Below are 16,623 nucleotides of genomic sequence, written 5' to 3'. Positions count from 1 at the left end.
GCAGCGGTCCTGGCCTATACAACGCACCGCCACTATGAGCGGATCCTCGCTGCGTTTCCCAATAGTCCTGGCGTCAATAATTACAACCGAATATGGGCGGGCTCCAGTTTCCGCTCGCGCTGCATGCAGGTCGCCAGCACAGCGGGTTTCATGTTCCTACTGACAAGAATCAATATTCGTCGTGGCCATCTGAGCCCCGAAGACCTACGTAATTTTCCACCTGATATCAGGCGACTCATGCTCATTTCAGGCAGCCTTCTGCTCGTGGGTTCAGCATGGTTGTTTCTACTTGTGGGCCTGCTCAAGCTCAGTGGTGTGAAGTAGCGGGAGCCACTCCTCATGCAGTTCGGACCTCATCGGTATATAGAGCTTCATTTCTTAGCAATTGCTGATGGCGGAAGCTGAAAATTACGTAGGCGGCGAATGAGCCGGGGAGATTGCAGGGAAAAATAGCGGCGGTGGATCAGTGCGCATGTGGTGCGTTGTCAGGGCGGCGATGGCGGGCCGCGGCAGTTGTGCCTGAGCTGGGGGCGGCAGGGTGTGCGGGTGCTGGATTGGCAGGGGCAGTTGTGGGTGAACATGGCAGAGTTGCCGCGGGTGGTGCGGGGGTCTGCTGAAGTACGGGCGGGTTGGCGGGAGTGGGCTCGGCGGTTGAGGTAGGGGATTGTTTGTAGGAGCGAGCTTGCTCGCGAACAACGGCGGTGCCATGCGGTTCGCGAGCAAGCTCGCTCCTACGAGAAGCCGTGCCGTAACGATTCGCGCGCAGGGCGCGCTCCTACAAGGGCGCGGTGTGACGTGCTGGGTTGTAGGGGCTTGCTTGTGGGTGGTGTTTGCCGGTGATTGTGGTGTTTGGGATTGCTCCGCGCCCTCACCCCGGCCCTCTCCCAGAGGGAGAGGAAGTCGTTCGGCGTGGTGGGGAGGGGCGGTGCCGACCTGTAGGAGCGGGCCCTGCCCGCGATTCGCGCGCAGGGCGCGCTCCTACAAGGGGGGCGGTGTGACGTGCTGGGTTGTAGGGGCTTGCTTGTGGGTGGTGTTTGCCGGTGATTGCGGTGTTTAGGGGTTACTCCGCTCCCTCTCCCCAGCCCTCTCCCTGAAGGGAGAGGGGGCCGTTTGGTGTGGGCGGGAGGGTCGGTATCAGCCTGCAGCGCTAGAGCCGCCTTTAAGTGGCGGTGGGATTTTTCAGCGCCAGTCGAGGATCGGCCAGCCGGCTGTTTCGGCGTGGTAGCGCAGGGCTGGGTCGGGGTTTACTGCTCGGGGGTTTTGCACCAGGGATAGCAGCGGCAGGTCGTTGCGGGAGTCGGAGTAGAAGTGGGCGCCGGCCAGGCTTTCGCCCTGCTCTTGCAGCCAGGCTTGCAGGCGGGTGACCTTGCCTTCGCGGTAGGTCAGGGTGCCCTGGGTGCGGCCGCTGTAGGTGCCTTGGTGCTGTTCCAGGTCGATGGCCAGGACTTCGGCCACGCCCAGGCGGGCGGCGATGCTGGCGACCAGGAAGTGCGCCGAGGCGGAGATGACCAGCAGGCGGTCGCCGGCTTCGCGGTGCTGGTTCAGGCAGCCCATGGCGTCGAAGCGGATGCAGGGGCCTATGACTTCCGTGACGAAGGGTTCGACCGCCGCGGCGACGGCTTCGGCGGTGCGCCCGGCCAGGGGCGCCAGGGTGAAGGCCATGTAGTCTTCCATCGCCAGCCGGCCTTCGGCGTACAGGGCCATGAGTGCCCGTTCGTGGCGGACGAAGGCGTCGCCTTCCACCCAGCCCAGGTCGGCCATGTGCCGGCTCCACAGGCTGGCGCAGTCGCCGTCGATGAGGGTGTCGTCCAGGTCGAAGAGTGCGAGGGCCATGGGCGTTCTCCTTGTTTAGTCGGGAATGCTGGCCGGGCCGCGAACGGCCCGGTGGTGGCTCAGCGGGCTTGCAGGCTGGCGGCGGGTACTGCGCCTGCCCTCCCCTGCGGGAGGCTGTGCCAGAACGGCACCAGCAGCAGGCAGGCGGTCAGCGCGGCGCAGGTGAAGAGGATGAACACCGAGAAGGTGTCGAAATAGCCGGGCAGCAGGCCTCCGAGGATCGCCCCCACCGAACCGCAGCCGTTGACGAAGCCGGTGGCGGTGCCGGCGGCCTGGCGGGTGCCGAAGTCGATGGCGGCGGCGCCGCTGATCATCGAGTCGGGACCGTAGAGGGTGACGCCCATGAGGAACAGCAGCCCCACCACCAGGTACAGGTTGCCGCTGAGCAGCACTGGGGTGAACAGCGCCAGGCACGCCGCCAGCGCCAGCAGGCTGAGCACGCAGGCGGGCATGCGCCGGGCGCCGAACAGCCGGTCCGAGGCCAGGCCGATGAGGATGGGCCCGAGCAGGCCGGCAACCTCGAAGGCGGTGGGGACGACGGCGGCGGCGACCTTGCCGATCTCCGGCATGCGCTCGTAGATGATCACCGGGCCCCAGAACAGGATGGCATAGCGCGCCGGCTTGAGCAGGAAGTAGGCCAGCCCCAGGACCAGCACGGTGCGGTTACGCAGCACCTGGCGCAGTGAGTCCCACAGGCCGGTGGTAGCTTGCGCCTGCGGCTCCTGTTCGTCGTCCGCTGGCGGCAGGCCGACGTCTTCCGGGCGGTTGCGCTGCAGCAGCAGGAACAGGCAGCCCACGGCCAGCACCACGCCGGCGGAGGCGGTGAAGGCCACCTGCCAGTCGTTGCTGAGCTGGTAGGCGCACCAGCCGACGAAGGGCGTGGCCACCAGGCCGCCGAAGGCGTAGCAGGTGCTCCAGTAGCCCATGGCGCGGCCGCGCTCGGCGGTGGAGAAGAAGCCGCCCATGTTCTTGCACAGCCCCGACCAGCCGGTGGACTGCGCCAGGCCCTGGACGACCATGCAGGTGGCGAAGATCGGCACGGTGGCGAAGGTGCCCATGGCCAGCGCCGCCAGGGCCGAGACGAACAGCCCGCCGCCCACCACCACGCGCGGACCGAAGCGGTCGGCGAAGCTGCCCCAAACGAACTGGCCCACGGCGTAGGCAGCGAGGTAGAGGGCGTCCAGGTCGGCCATGGCCGCCTTGTCGAGGACGAAGCCGGGGTCTTCGCCGATGCCGAGCTTGGCCACGGAGAAGGCCTTGCGGGTGAAGTAGAAGGCGGCGTAGGCCAGCCAGGTGATGGCGAAGATCTGGATGCGCCAGCGCTGCCGGGCCGTCCAGCCGCCGGTTCGAATCTGCATGGTGGTGGTCCCCCATTGGTTGTTCTTGTCGTGGGTGCGGCCGGTGTACGGCAAGGCGTCGTCCGGCGGCGCAAGGGGGCGATCTTAGGGGTGGCGCGCCGTGCAGAACTTGACCGCCGGCGCACGCGGCGAACCCCTGGGGTCAAGTCCCACAACGCTCGGCGCAATTGCGGAAATCAGCTACGGCAAGGGCGAGGCAGCACTGTCGGAAATCTGCTCATCTCCGGCAAGAGTCCGGCGCGAGAAGGTGATGGGCGGGGCCTCGGCGGCAGGTCGGGATTCAGGCATGGCATGGGTGGGTTTGCCTGGCGTGGCGCTCAGGTGCCCAGGTAGCGCTCCGGCCAGCGCAGCTCCCAGGCCTCCAGTTCGGTGCCGCTGGGTGGGCGGCAGCCGGCGCGCAGGGGCGCCACGGCCGCCGGCGGGCTGGGCGGGTCGCAGTGGATGGCGGGGTTGGCGCTGACGTAGCGGCGCGCGGCTTCGGCGCAGGCTGAGGCTTCGTCTTCACTGGCGCATACGATGAAGAACGTCCCCAGGAAGACCTTCCATGCGGGCGGATCACCATCGGTCTGTTCGATCCGGATGTCCATGGGCCCAAGCATAGCCACGCATTTATTACGGGAAGGCGCAGGTCGTCGCCTGGGTAGGGGGCCGCTGGTCGGGGTGGTAATGCCAGGTTCAGCAGCGAGCGGACCGGTGGCCAAGGTCGGGCTCAACACCGAGTGAGCCGGTGGCCGAGGTCAAACGGCGGATAACGTCGAACGTTATCCGCCCTACGCGAAGGTCGAGCCTGGCGTAGGGCGTATAACCGTTCGCGGTTATACGCCGCCTCACCTTTCTCATCGACACTGCCTCGGTCGGGCCGGGGGAATGCGTGACCAGTGCCAAGCTCGCCACCGAGCGGCCGGCGAGCGAGGTCAAACGGCGGATAACGTGGAACGTTATCCGCCCTACGCCAGGCCTGGACTCAATATTGCTCCGGCACCAGCATTTCCGCCGGAGTGGGAATGCGCACGTAGTCGGCGTGGCGCTGGCGTGCCGGCAGTTCGATGGGCTTGTGCGCCACTTCTTCGTAGGGCACCTGGCCGAGCAGGTGGTGGATGCAGTTCAGCCGCGCGCGCCTCTTGTCGTCCGCCTGCACCACCCACCAGGGCGCCTCGGCGATGTGGGTGCGTTCGAGCATGGTTTCCTTGGCCTTGGTGTAGGCCTCCCAACGGCGCCGCGATTCCAGGTCCATGGGGCTGAGCTTCCATTGCTTGAGCGGATCGTGGATGCGGCTGAGGAAGCGCAGGTGCTGCTCCTCGTCGGTAATCGAGAACCAGTACTTGACCAACTGGATACCCGAGCGCGCCAGCATGCGCTCGAACTCCGGCACGCTGCGGAAGAATTCCTCGTACTGCTCGTCGTTGCAGAAGCCCATCACCCGCTCGACACCGGCGCGGTTGTACCAGCTGCGGTCGAACAGCACGATCTCCCCCGCCGCCGGCAGGTGCGAGACGTAGCGCTGGAAGTACCACTGGGTGCGCTCGCGGTCGTTCGGCGCCGGCAATGCGGCCACCCGGCACACGCGGGGGTTGAGGCGCTGGGTGATGCGCTTGATCACCCCGCCCTTGCCCGCCGCGTCGCGGCCTTCGAAGAGCACCACCAGCTTGTGCCCGGTCTTGACCACCCAGTTCTGCAGCTTCACCAGTTCGCCCTGCAGGCGGAACAGTTCGCCGAAGTAGCGCTGGCGCAGCAGGTGCTGTTCGAAGTTTTCCAGGGTGTCGGCGCGCAGGCCGTCGAGGTCGTAGAGCTCCTGCCAGTCGAGCTCGAGTTCCTCGTCGCGGTCGTCGAGCGCCTCCTGGCGGATGCGCTGGGGCAGGGTCTTGTCGTTGAGCAGCATGGGGTCAGCACTCGCAAGGTCGGTATGGGCCGTCACTGGCTCCGTCACTCAGTCGTGACATTTTCATGACAGAAAAATGTAGTTACGACTGATGACAGAATCATGACAAAAGCGCCTTTCGCCTCACGAAAACCTGCGGGCCAGAGCGGTTGGGGATGGCAGGGTGCCATGGGAGGGAATCGCGGACGGAGTCCGCTCCTACGGGGTGCACGTTGTAGGAGCGGATCTCATCCGCGAATCGCGCCGGAGCGTCCGGCTATCGCGGACAAGGTCCGCTCCGCTGCGTCGATCAAGGTGATCCCCGTAGGAGCGCGCCCTGCGCGCGAATCGCGGGCAGGGCCCGCTCCTACAGTCATTCCGGGGCGCAGGCTCAGGCGTCGATCACCGGGCGCTGTTTGTTCTGGTACTTGAAGGTGCCGCTGGCGGTGGCCACGGTTTCGCCCGCGGCGTTGCGGACTTCGGCTTCGCAGAAGGCGATAGAGCGGGTGCGGTGGCGGACCTGGCCGAAGGCTTCAAGCACTTCGCCGACGTCGCCGCCGGGGCGCAGGAAGCTGGTCTTCATCTCGACGGTCACGCAGCCGCGGCCTTCCTCGTCGGCATGGCTGCAGGCCAGGGCCATGGCCACGTCGAGCAGGCTCATGAGCACGCCGCCGTGGGCGTTGCGCCAGCCGTTGAGGTGTTCGCGCTCCACGCGCAGCACCAGGTGGCCATCGTGCTCGCCGGCGCCGGCCGGCTGGTAGCGGAACTTCAGGTGGTCGAGAAAGGGAATCTCGATGCCACGGTATTCGGTGTAGGACTGCAGGTGCGAAGGGTCGAAGCTCATGGGCCATCCGGTGGAAGTTGACGGGCAGGATCATTTCAGCGCATCGGCCGGCCCTGGCGTATCACTCCTTGGGATGAATCTTCAGCGCCGCTTGCGGCTGCGCTCGCCGTCGCGCTGCAATTCCACCGCCTGGACGAACAACTCGTCCACCATCAGCGTCTGGATCGGTTCCTCGCACAGCAGCGACAGGCTCATGGATTCGATGGCCTGGTTGTATTCCAGGCGCGCGATGCCGCACAGCAGGATGCGCTGGTTGAAGCCGACGCGGCCGCGGTCGATCAGTTGCTCGCGGACGGTCTCGCCGTCCTGGTAGCTGACTTTCAGTGTCACCTGGGCGTCGCCGGCGGTGGCTAGGTGCAGCCACACCGCAACGTTGAAATCGGCGCGCCAGCCGCGCCCGACCTTCTTCGCCACGGCCTGCTGGATCAGGTGCCGGGGAACGTGGCTGATGAGTCTGCTGTGGGATTGCATGGAAGACATGTGCACAAACGTGGGTTCACTGCGGAAGACCGCAGTCTAGGCAAGGGAGTTCAGCGATGCAGCCAGCATCGGGTAGCGTCCCGTATCGGTTCCGATACAAGGCTTGAGGCCGGCGCGAGGGCCGGCCGGGGCGGGGTCAGCCGAGGAGATCGAGGCTGGGCTGGGTTCGTTCGACGCCATACATCTGCTTCAGGGCCACCGGAGTGGCAGTGGGTGCGACCGGCTGGCTGCCGGAGTCGGCCTGCTGCGTGATCTTTTCCCTGATGCGCTGGGCTATTTCGTTCTCGATGCGCTCGCGGTCCTCGGCGGGCATGGCGTCGAGCTGTTCCTGGGTGATGTCCATGTCCTGCATGACGCTGTGCCGCAGTTTTTCGCCGGGGCTGAGCTTCATGTAGGCGAGGAATTCGTCCAGGGGGCCGCCGCCACTCTGCGCGGCGCCGCCGGAGGATGCTACCGCGCCGGAGGGCGCCTCGCTCGTACCGCTCGTCGTCGCGCTCGCGCTGCTGGCGTTGGCCAGGTAGCTGGCGAACTCGCTGGCGCCGGCGACCACGCCGCGCACCAGCTTGGTCGCCAGGCTGATGCCACTCAGGCCGTCGATGATGTTCATGGGCAGGTCTCCCGTGCCGAAGGGGGAAGCTGGTATCGGGCAAGAAACACGCCAGTATGCCAGCCGGCGGTCATAACGGCGTCGCCCTCCCCTGTAGGAGCGAGCTTGCTCGCGAACGGGCTTTCCCGGTTGCGACGTTGCCGTGCGGTTCGCGAGCAAGCTCGCTCCTACGAAGAGCCTGCCGTCGGCAAGCGTCTGCCGTGGGTGGCAAGGGGTTGCCGGAATCCATAACGAAAAACGCCCACCACGGCTTGCACCGTGGCGGGCGTCGGGTGAACGCCGGGGCGATCAGCCGAAGCGACCGGTGATGTAGTCCTCGGTCTGCTCCTTGGCCGGCTTGGTGAACAGGGTGTCGGTGTCGCCGAACTCGATCAGGTCGCCGAGGAACATGAAGGCGGTGTAGTCCGAGCAACGCGCCGCCTGCTGCATGTTGTGGGTGACGATGACCACGGTGAACTCCTGCTTGAGTTCGGTGATCAGCTGCTCGATGCGCCCGGTGGAGATCGGGTCCAGCGCCGAGGTCGGTTCGTCGAGCAGCAGCACCTGGGGCTTGAGCGCGATGGTGCGGGCGATGCACAGGCGCTGCTGCTGGCCGCCGGAGAGGCCCTGGGCGCTGGCGTTCAGCTTGTCTTTCACTTCGTCCCACAGGGCCGCGCCGCGCAGGGCCTGCTCGACGCGGTCGTCCATCTCGCGGCGGTTGACCTTTTCGTGGTGGCGCACGGCGTAGGCGATGTTCTCGTAGATGGTCATCGGGAACGGCACCGGCTTCTGGAACACCATGCCCACCTGGCTGCGCAGGCGGTTCATGGAGTAGCCGGGGGCGAGGATGTTCTCGCCGTTGAGCAGCACCTCGCCGCGCGCTTCCTGCTTCGGGTACAGGGAGTAGATGCGGTTGAAGATGCGCAGCAGGGTCGACTTGCCGCAGCCGGACGGACCGATGATGGCGGTGATGCACTTCTCCGGGATGTCCATGTTGATGGACTTGAGCGAACGGTGCTCGCCGTAGAAGAACTCCAGGTCGCGAACGCGGATCTTGGTGCGTTCGGCGGCGATGGCGGTGGTCATGGCAGTCATCAGGATGCCCTATTGCGCAGAAGGATGAGACGGGAGGTGAGGCTGAGCAGCAGTACGAAGAGGGTCAGCACCAGGGCGCCGGCCCAGGCCAGGGCGTTCCAGTCGCTGAAGGGGCTCATGGCGTACTGGAAGACCACGACGGGCACGCTGGCCATGGGTTTGAGCAGGTCGCTGCTCCAGAACTGGTTGCCGAAGGCGGTGAACAGCAGCGGCGCGGTTTCGCCGGTGATGCGCGCCAGGGCCAGGAGGATGCCGGTGATCACCCCGGCGCGGGCGGCGCGCAGGACGATCTGCAGGGTCAGCTTCCATTGCGGCACGCCCAGGGCCAGCGCGGCTTCGCGCATGGTGGTCGGCTGCAGCTGGAGCATTTCGTCGGTGGTCCGCACCACCACCGGGATCACCAGCAGGGCCAGGGCCAGGGCGCCGGCGATGGCGGAGAAGCCCACGCGGTGGTCGGTGAGGTAGTTCAGCGGCAGGATCACGCTGGTGTAGACGAACAGGCCCAGGACGATGGACGGCGCCGACAGCAGGATGTCGTTGATGAAGCGCACCACGGTGCCCATGCGGGTGTGGCGGGCGTATTCGGCCAGCCAGATGCCCGCCATCAGGCCGATCGGGGTGCCGATCAGCAGCGCCAGCGCGCTCATCAGCACGCTGCCGTAGAAGGCGTTGGCCAGGCCGCCCTCGGCCCCCGGCGGCGGCGTCATCTTGGTGAACAGGTTGAGGTTCAGCGCCTCGATGCCGTGGCTGATGGTGGTCAGCAGGATCCACGCCAGCCACATCAGGCCGAACAGGGTGGCGCCGCAGCTGAGCACCATGGCGGCGCGGTTCTTGAACGCGCGGGTGCGGTACAGGCTTTCGTTGCCGGCCATGTCACTTGCCCTCCTTCTGGGCCAGGCGCAGCAGCATCAGGCGAGCGGCGGCGAGAACGATGAAGGTGACCACGAAGAGCAGGAAGCCCAGGGCGATCAGCGAGGAGCGGTGCAGGTCGGTGTAGGCCTCGTTGAACTCGTTGGCGATCACCGAGGCGATGGAGCTGCTGGGCATCAGCAACGAGGCGGAGAAGTGCTGCGAGTTGCCCAGCACGAAGGTCACCGCCATGGTCTCGCCCAGGGCGCGGCCGAGGCCGAGGAAGATGCCGCCGACCACCGCCGAGCGGGTGTAGGGCAGGACGATGTCCCAGACCACTTCCCAGGTGGTGTTGCCCAGGGCGTAGGCCGATTCCTTCAGGGTGGTCGGCACGCTGTTGAACACTTCGTTCATCACCGAGGTGATGAAGGGGATGATCATGATCGCCAGGACGATGCCGGCGCTGAGCATGCCGATGCCCAACGGCGGGCCCTGGAACAGGCCGCCGATCAGCGGCAGCGCGCCCAGGTAGTCGTTCAGCCAGGGGGCGATGTGCTGAGCCATGAACGGGCCGAAGACGAACAGGCCCCACATGCCGTAGATGATCGAGGGGATGCCGGCCAGCAGCTCGACGGCCGCGGCCACCGGCATGCGCAGCCACGGCGGCGCCAGCTCGGTGAGGAAGATGGCGATGCCGAAGCTGACCGGTACGGCGATCAGCAGCGCCAGGAAGGAGGTGACCAGGGTCCCGTAGATCGGTACCAGGGCGCCGAATTTGTTGTTCACCGCATCCCATTCGGTGCTGGTGAGGAAGTCCAGGCCGAAGTGCGAGAAGGCCAGGCTGCCGCCCCACAGGGTGGAGCCGGCGACGCCGGCGAGCAGCAGCAGGACCAGGATCGCGGAGCCGAACATGGCGTTGCGGAACCAGCGGTCGTGGCGCTGGTCGCGCTGGGCGCGGTCTTCGGCTTCGGCGGCCTTCAGGTTGGGCATGGCGAGGGACGGTGAGGATTCGGTAGACATCGGTTCATCCAAGCAAGCGAACCGCCGCACGGGGTTCCGGGCGGCGGTCCTGGTCATTCACCCGATCAGCGGGCGAAGTCCGACTTCCAGTAGCCTTCGATGCGCTTGACCAGGGAGTCCGGCAGCGCCACGTAGTCCAGGGCGGCGGCCTGCTGCTGGCCGTTCTCCAGGGACCACTTGAAGAAGTGGAAGGCGGCCTGGGCCTGTTCCGCGTTCTTCGGTTGCTTGTACATGATGATCCAGGTGGTGGCGGTGATCGGCCACGCGGTGTCGCCCGGGGCGTTGGTCATCAGCAGGTTGAAGTCCTTGGCGTTGGCCCAGTCGGCGGTGTCGGCGGCAGCCTGGAAGCTCTTGGTGTTGGGCTGCACGAACTTGCCGGCGGCGTTCTTCAGCGAGGCGTAGGCCATCTTGTTCTGCAGGGCGTAGGCGTACTCGACGTAGCCGATGGAGTTCTTGATCTGCTTGACGTAGGCGGAGACGCCTTCGTTGCCCTTGCCGCCCATGCCGACCGGCCAGGGTACGGTGGTGCCGAAGCCGATCTTGTCCTTCCACTCCGGGCTGACCTTGGACAGGTAGTTGGTGAAGTTGTAGGAGGTGCCCGAACCGTCGGAACGGCGGACCACGGTGATCTTGGTGGCCGGCAGTTTCAGCTCGGGGTTCAGCGCGGCGATGGCCGGGTCGTTCCAGTCGGTGATGCTGCCGAGGAAGATCTTGGCCAGGGTTTCACCGTCCAGGTGCAGCTTGCCCGGCTCGACGCCGTCCAGGTTGACCACCGGCACGATGCCGCCGATCACGCTGGGGAACTGGCCCAGGCCGGTGGCCTTGAGGTCGTCGGCCGACAGCGGGGCGTCGGAGGCGCCGAAGTCGACGGTGGCGGCCTTGATCTGGGCGATGCCGCCGCCGGAGCCGATGGACTGGTAGTTGATGCGATTGCTGGAAGACTTGCTGTATTCCTGGGACCACTTCGACAGCACCGGGTAAACGAAGCTGGAGCCGGCGCCGGTGACATCAGTGGCATGGGCCAGGCCGGTCAGGGCCATGGAAGCCAGCAGGACGGACAAGCGGGTTTTGCTGAGCAGCATCACGTCAATACCTCAATATGGGAGGAAGTCCGGGAAGTCCCCGGTTGGTTAGAAGACGTGATGATTTAATGCCGTGAATATGTACGCTTTATGACAGCGAGATTAATAATCCGAGTACTGGCAACTTAATGGCCGCGCGGGTGTCCGCCCTCCCCCGGTAACTCGGCCCGGCCAGGGCTGCCAGGGCATGTGCCTTGCGCGCACCCGGCCGCGCGGGAAGCGACGGCAGGGTGCGGGGCGCGCCGGTCAGGCCGGCGTCGCGGCCAGGCGCGGGCGATGCTCGCCCGTGCGGTTCTTGCGGACTTCGCGGCGTTCGCGGAAGTCCAGTTCCTCCATGGCCTCCATGCGTTCCTGCAGGTCCTCGATCTCCTGGGGGGTCAACAGCTTGCGCGTCCTGTACATGGACACCTCCGCATGCAAGTTCCTCACTGCTTTAGACTGGCACGCGGCGGCGAAGATTCCAGTCAGCGCAGTTCCTCCACCAGGCTCGACAGGGTCGAGAGCACCGCGCCGGCCAGGCGCTTGGCGCGCGCGCCGCTCCAGCCGGCGCGGGCGTCCGGGGCTAGGTCGTGGTCCTTGAACGGCATCTCCAGGGTCAGTGCCAGGCACTGGTAGGTTTCGCCGACGTGGTTGCAGGCCAGCGTCATGTTGGCCTTGCCCGGCGCGCTGCGCGGGTAGCCATGCAGGCTCTGGAACTCGCCGCGTTCCTCCAGGCGCTTGCGGAACTCCGCTTCGAGGTAGGCCTGGCGCTCGCTGTAGCCGGGGTTGCCTTCGCAGCCGGCGGCGAACACGTAGGGGATTTCCTCGTCGCCGTGGATGTCGAGGAACAGGTCGACGCCCTGCTGGCGCATGTGCGCCTGGACGAACAGCACTTCCGGGCTGGTCTCGGCGCTGGGCGAGGCCCAGGCGCGGTTGAGGTCGGTGCCGGCGGCGTTGGTGCGCAGGTGGCCGCGGAAGGCGCCGTCGGGGTTCATGTTCGGCACCAGGTACAGCTCGGCGTGCTGCAGCAGGTAGTCGAGTTCCGCATCCTTCTGCTGCAGGCGCTCGATCAGGCCTTCCATGAACCACTCGGCCATGTGCTCGCCGGGGTGCTGCTGGGCGATCAGCCACAGCTTGCGCGTGGCCTGCGGGTTGCGGCGGATGCGCAGCAGCGGGATGTCGCGGCCCTCGATGCTGCGCCCGGTGGCCACCAGCTCGGCGCCGGCCTGCTCGATGGCCTGGCGCACCAGCGCGGCATGGCGCTCGCGGCTGTAGGGCTCGAAGTAGGCGAACCAGGCCCGGGGCTGCTCGGCGTCGAGGCTGAAGCGCAGGGACTGGCCGTCGTAGCTGCTGTCCACTCGGAACCAGTCGCGCTGGTCGTAGGAGGCCAGCGCGCGGTAGCCCGGCCAGCCGCCGGTGTAGCTGGAGTGCCCTGCGTTGGTCAGGTTGAAGGTGTAGCGCTGGCCCGGGGTCAGGCCGTCGGCGCAGAAGTGGAACCACTGGAAGTGCGGGCTGTTCAGGTCCGGGCGCAGGGCCAGGCGCACGTCCTGCGGGTCGCTGGCATCCAGCACCTGGATGTTGCCGCTGTCGAAGTCGCAGCGAATCTCCATGAATCCTCCTCAGGCAAAAGCGGATGCAAAGCCCCTATCTTGCGGCGCCCAGCCCCGGCTGTCACGAATTGGCCGTGGAAAAGCCGGCCCAAGGGCACGCGGCCCCTGCGGCGCATCGGCGCACCCCGTCGCTCCGCTGCAAGCCGCATGGCAGGGCCATTTGCCGCCGTTTCCCGGCATATTGCCGGCAATTTTCCCGCTTCCAATGCGACAACCTTGTGCACAAAAGCGACAGGCGTTGTGACTTTTTACGCGGCTCGCGGTGTCAATGGGCTGTACAGATCGGACGGATCAGTGAAGCGCCGTCCCCTTAACAGAGCAATGGATGACCTGCGCAGAGAGTGTAACCACCATGAACGCGACCCTTCGTTTCAACGAGGCTCTGCTGATCACCGGACGAGCCTTCCAACCCTTCCACTGCGTCACCTGGATCGACCAGTCCGGCGGCGACGGCAGCCTCGACCTGTCCGTGCTCGACCGCACCGGCACCCGCCTGCTGGGCCTGACGCGCATCCCCTGCACCGAATACTCCGACCCGGCCCGCCTGGCCGACCTGCTGACCCAGGCCCGCGAGGAACTGAACCGCGAAGGCTATGACCTGCAGGAATGGCATATGCCGGAGTGAAGCCCAGGCCTTGTGGCCCGGAGCTGAAAAGCGCCGTTTTCCTCGGGGAGGGAAACGGCGTTTTTTATTTCCGGTGGGGCATTTTCGGGAGCGGGGGCGGGGTTGTAGGAGCGAGCTTGCTCGCGAACAGAGTTTCCCGGTTATTTCGGAGTCCGGCCGAACTCCGCCCCCTCTCCCTGAAGGGAGAGGGGGCTGTCCTCTGCAGGTTGTGGGTTCGGCGCAGTCCTGTGGCTGCAGCTGGCTGATGGGACTGCCAGGAGAATGCCGAACTTCCAGCTCGCTCCAAACGGCTCCCTCTCCCTCTGGGAGAGGGCTGGGGTGAGGGAGCGGAGTCAATCCAAGACACCTGCATCCCAGGAAACGCTGTTCGCGAGCAAGCTCGCTCCTACAAAAAACCACCGAGTAATTGGCAAGATCCGTGGGGCCCATGTCATTGCCGCCACTCCCCACCCGGCGCACACTCCCGGCAAACCCCAAGAGTCGCCCAGCATGCCCGCCATCCGCCGCATAGCCAGCCTGATCTACCCCGACGTGATGAGCCTGGACGTCACCGGCCCGCTGCAGGTGTTCGCCTCAGCCAACGTCGAGCGCCAACGCCAGGGCCTGCCGGCGCCCTACGAGTTGCTGGTGCTGGGCGAAAACGAAGGCCCCGTGGCCACCTCCGCCGGCCTGCGCATCTGCGCCGACGCCGCCTGGGCCGAGACCGACGCAGCCAGCCTCGACACCCTGCTGGTACCCGGCGGCCTGGGCGTGGAGGCGCAGTGCGCCAACCCCGCGCTGCTGGCCTGGCTGCGCGCCGCCGAGGGCCAGGTGCGGCGCCTCGGCTCGGTGTGTTCCGGCGCCCTGCTGCTGGCCGCCGCCGGGGTACTCGACGGGCGCAGCGCCACCACCCACTGGGCCGACGTCGACACCCTGCGCGAATGCCACCCCGCAGTCCACGTGCAGGGCGACCGCCTGCACACCTACGACCCCAGCCGCCGCGACGGCGACGACCATGTGTTCACCTCCGCCGGGGTCACCGCCGGCATCGACCTGGCCCTGGCGCTGGTGGAGGCCGACCTGGGCCGCCCGCTGGCCCTGGCCGTGGCCCGGCGCCTGGTGATGTTCCTCAGGCGCCCCGGCGGCCAGGCGCAGTTCAGCGCCTGGCTGACGCCCGAGCCGGTGCGCGCGCCGCGCCTGGCCGCGTTGCTGGAGTGGATCCCGGCCAACCTCGGCGCCGACCTCTCGCTGGAAGCCCTGGCCGAACAGGCCTGCATGAGCCCACGCACCCTGTCGCGGGTGTTCATCAATGAACTGGGCGTGGCGCCCGGCCGCTACGTGGAGAAGGTCCGCCTGGAAGCCGCCCGCGCCCTGCTGCAGGACGCCCGGGCGTCGATCGCCACCGTGGCCCGGCTGTGCGGCTTCGGCCACCCGGAGAACCTGCGGCGCACCTTCCACAAGCACCTGGCGGTCAGCCCCCAGGAATACGCCGAACGCTTCGGCCAGCTCACCGACGCCTGATCCCCAGCCAGAAGGACCTCGCCATGCTCGAACTGCGCCCCAACTGCGAATGTTGCGACCGCGACCTGCCCGCCGATAGCACGGACGCGCGCACCTGCACCTTCGAATGCACCTTCTGCAGCGACTGCGCCGAAGGCGTGCTCGGCGGCCAGTGCCCGAACTGCGGCGGCGAACTGCTGCAACGGCCGCGGCGCCCGAGCGAGGCGTTGCTGCGCCACCCGGCCTCGACGCAGCGGGTGCTCAAGCCCGGCGGCTGCCGGAACTGAGGGCGCGGACATGCTGCTACTGCGCAACGGCGCGCTGCGCCTGCTGTTCCTCGGCCAGGCGCTGTACTGGTCGTGCTCGCTGATCGGCATCACCCTGACCTCGCTGATCGGCGCGCAACTGGCGCCGCTCAACGGCCTGACCACCCTGCCCCTGGCCCTGCTGGTGCTGGGCAACCTGCTGGCGGTGCAGCCGCTGTCGCTGTTCATGCAGCGCCACGGCCGCCGTCCCGGGCTGATGCTGGGCGCCGCCGGCGGCGTGCTCGGCGGGCTGACCTGCGCCCTGGGCGTGCAACTGGGCTCGTTCTGGCTGCTGTGCCTGGGCGCCCTGCCCATCGGCGCCTATCAGGCCTCGGCGATGTACTACCGCTTCGCCGCCCTGGAGGCAGTGGGCGAGACAGAGAAAGGTCGCGCCAGCGCCTATGTGATCGGCGGCGGCGTGCTGGCCGCACTGCTAGCTCCGGGCCTGGCGCTGTGGGCCCGCACGGCGCTGCCCACACCCTTTGTCGGCGCCTACCTGGCCATCGCCGCGCTGGCGCTCGTCGGCCTGCTGCTGATGGCGCGCCTACGCGAAGGCGCCGCGCCTCGCCCACCCCATGGAGGCCTGGCGGCCATGCGCGCCCTGCTCGGCCGGCCACTGGTACGCGCGGCCATGGCCTGCACCGCCGCCGGCCACGGCCTGATGATCCTGATCATGAACGCCACGCCGCTGGCCATGCAGTTCTGCGGGCTGTCCCTGGAAAGCTCGGCGAGCGTGATCCAGTGGCACATCCTCGGCATGTTCCTCCCGGCCTTCGTCGCCGGCCCGCTGGTGGACCGCCTGGGCAGCCGCCGCGTGGCCCTGCTCGGCATCGCCCTGCTGGCGGCCAGCGCAGCCGTGGCCCTGGCCGGCCTGGACCACGGCCACTTCCTGGCCAGCTCGCTGCTGCTGGGCATGGGCTGGAACCTGATGCTGGTGGCCGGCACCACCCTGCTCGGCGAAGGCCACGGCGCGGACGAGCGCGGCCAGGCGCAGGGGCTGATGGAGCAAGGCAACAGCCTGATGGCGGCGCTGATGTCGTTCAGCTCCGGCGCGCTCATCACCAGCCTGGGCTGGAGCGCGGTGAACCTGCTGGTGTGGCCGGTGCTGGCGTTCGCCCTGGCGCTGCTCTGGCCGGCGCGCCGACGCCAGCCGGCCAGCGCCTGAGCCACGGTATTCCTCCCCCCGTAGGAGCGGACCTTGTCCGCGATAGCCGGCCATCCCGGCGCGATTCGCGGATGAGATCCGCTCCTACGCTGCCCCACCCGCGCCATTCCATGTAGGAGCGCGCCCTGCGCGCGAATCGCGGGCAGGGCCCGCTCCTACAGGTCGCCGGGAGCCACGGTATTCCTCCCCCGTAGGAGCGGACCTTGTCCGCGATAGCCGGCCATCCCGGCGCGATTCGCGGATGAGATCCGCTCCTACGCTGCCCCACCCGCGCCATTCCCATTGTAGGAGCGCGCCCTGCGCGCGATTCGCGGGCAGGGCCCGCTCCTACAGGTTACCGGGAGCCACGGTATTCCTCCCCCGTAGATACCGTGTCACCTAGCCTCGAGCAAGGGCCAGTTCCACGTTGTAGGGCTGGCCCGACTTGAGGACGCCGTAGGCAATCTGCAGCAGTT

General features: G+C 67.3%; 18 protein-coding genes. 5 read left to right on the top strand and 13 right to left on the bottom strand.

From position 1 onward, the window contains the following. On the top strand, positions 1-324 hold a 324-nt coding region (locus tag BM060_RS33185), incomplete at its 5' end, for a hypothetical protein (RefSeq protein WP_218161397.1). Between the two features lie 855 nt (positions 325-1,179). On the opposite strand, the gene BM060_RS31705 is transcribed toward BM060_RS33185, so the two are convergent. The 13 genes from BM060_RS31705 to BM060_RS31650 all read right to left on the bottom strand — a co-directional run bounded on the left by BM060_RS31705 (position 1,180) and on the right by BM060_RS31650 (position 12,594). Further along, complete coding sequence (locus tag BM060_RS31705) at positions 1,180-1,833, bottom strand: HAD family hydrolase (RefSeq protein WP_043316283.1); 654 nt, start codon at positions 1,831-1,833, stop codon at positions 1,180-1,182. 59 nt (positions 1,834-1,892) lie between these two features. Then, entirely contained in the window at positions 1,893-3,191 is a 1,299-nt protein-coding gene (locus BM060_RS31700; RefSeq protein ID WP_074986484.1) for an MFS transporter, read from the bottom strand. 317 nt (positions 3,192-3,508) lie between these two features. Next, positions 3,509-3,778: a hypothetical protein gene (locus tag BM060_RS31695; protein ID WP_074986482.1), complete on the bottom strand. Its 270-nt coding sequence runs from the start codon at positions 3,776-3,778 to the stop codon at positions 3,509-3,511. 377 nt (positions 3,779-4,155) lie between these two features. Beyond that, positions 4,156-5,070, bottom strand: coding sequence for a polyphosphate kinase 2 (ppk2, locus tag BM060_RS31690; protein WP_043266813.1), 915 nt, complete (start codon positions 5,068-5,070; stop codon positions 4,156-4,158). A gap of 370 nt (positions 5,071-5,440) precedes the next feature. After that, positions 5,441-5,893 (bottom strand): PaaI family thioesterase, encoded by a 453-nt coding sequence (locus BM060_RS31685; RefSeq protein WP_043266815.1) that lies wholly within the window; start codon positions 5,891-5,893, stop codon positions 5,441-5,443. An 81-nt stretch (positions 5,894-5,974) separates the two neighbouring features. Continuing rightward, positions 5,975-6,373, bottom strand: coding sequence for a hypothetical protein (locus BM060_RS31680; RefSeq protein WP_245323053.1), 399 nt, complete (start codon positions 6,371-6,373; stop codon positions 5,975-5,977). Between the two features lie 136 nt (positions 6,374-6,509). Beyond that, positions 6,510-6,980, bottom strand: a complete 471-nt coding sequence (locus BM060_RS31675) for a hypothetical protein (RefSeq protein ID WP_074986477.1) — start codon at positions 6,978-6,980, stop codon at positions 6,510-6,512. A gap of 288 nt (positions 6,981-7,268) precedes the next feature. Beyond that, positions 7,269-8,054 carry a phosphate ABC transporter ATP-binding protein PstB gene (gene pstB / locus BM060_RS31670; protein WP_370686624.1) on the bottom strand — a complete coding sequence of 262 codons (786 nt, stop codon included), beginning with the start codon at positions 8,052-8,054 and terminating at the stop codon, positions 7,269-7,271. After that, complete coding sequence (gene pstA / locus BM060_RS31665) at positions 8,054-8,926, bottom strand: phosphate ABC transporter permease PstA (protein WP_074986475.1); 873 nt, start codon at positions 8,924-8,926, stop codon at positions 8,054-8,056. The genes pstB and pstA overlap by 1 nt, the downstream gene beginning before the upstream one ends. A gap of 1 nt (position 8,927) precedes the next feature. Next, a complete protein-coding gene (gene pstC, locus BM060_RS31660) occupies positions 8,928-9,893 on the bottom strand; it encodes a phosphate ABC transporter permease subunit PstC (RefSeq protein ID WP_370311616.1) in 966 nt (321 codons plus the stop codon). A 95-nt stretch (positions 9,894-9,988) separates the two neighbouring features. Beyond that, the gene (pstS, locus tag BM060_RS31655) at positions 9,989-11,005 is read right to left on the bottom strand and encodes a phosphate ABC transporter substrate-binding protein PstS (protein ID WP_074986470.1); all 1,017 of its coding nucleotides are present in this window, start codon (positions 11,003-11,005) and stop codon (positions 9,989-9,991) included. A gap of 246 nt (positions 11,006-11,251) precedes the next feature. After that, a complete protein-coding gene (locus BM060_RS33120) occupies positions 11,252-11,407 on the bottom strand; it encodes a hypothetical protein (protein WP_167858400.1) in 156 nt (51 codons plus the stop codon). A gap of 62 nt (positions 11,408-11,469) precedes the next feature. Continuing rightward, the gene (locus BM060_RS31650) at positions 11,470-12,594 is read right to left on the bottom strand and encodes a M14 family metallopeptidase (RefSeq protein ID WP_074986468.1); all 1,125 of its coding nucleotides are present in this window, start codon (positions 12,592-12,594) and stop codon (positions 11,470-11,472) included. Between the two features lie 352 nt (positions 12,595-12,946). Between BM060_RS31650 and BM060_RS31645 the strand changes: the two genes are divergently transcribed. The 4 genes from BM060_RS31645 (at position 12,947) to BM060_RS31630 (ending at position 16,168) form a co-directional block, all read left to right on the top strand. After that, entirely contained in the window at positions 12,947-13,219 is a 273-nt protein-coding gene (locus BM060_RS31645; protein ID WP_009619255.1) for a DUF1652 domain-containing protein, read from the top strand. 489 nt (positions 13,220-13,708) lie between these two features. Further along, the gene (locus BM060_RS31640) at positions 13,709-14,719 is read left to right on the top strand and encodes a GlxA family transcriptional regulator (protein WP_074986465.1); all 1,011 of its coding nucleotides are present in this window, start codon (positions 13,709-13,711) and stop codon (positions 14,717-14,719) included. Between the two features lie 23 nt (positions 14,720-14,742). Continuing rightward, positions 14,743-14,985: a DUF1272 domain-containing protein gene (locus BM060_RS31635; RefSeq protein WP_074986462.1), complete on the top strand. Its 243-nt coding sequence runs from the start codon at positions 14,743-14,745 to the stop codon at positions 14,983-14,985. Between the two features lie 13 nt (positions 14,986-14,998). Beyond that, a complete protein-coding gene (locus BM060_RS31630) occupies positions 14,999-16,168 on the top strand; it encodes an MFS transporter (protein ID WP_135500025.1) in 1,170 nt (389 codons plus the stop codon). Positions 16,169-16,623: the final 455 nt, after the last annotated feature.

The organism is Pseudomonas citronellolis, assembly GCF_900112375.1.
Classification (GTDB): domain Bacteria; phylum Pseudomonadota; class Gammaproteobacteria; order Pseudomonadales; family Pseudomonadaceae; genus Pseudomonas; species Pseudomonas citronellolis.
The sequence above is the reverse complement of the archived record's forward strand: the minus strand, read 5'-3'. Positions and strand labels throughout refer to the sequence as shown.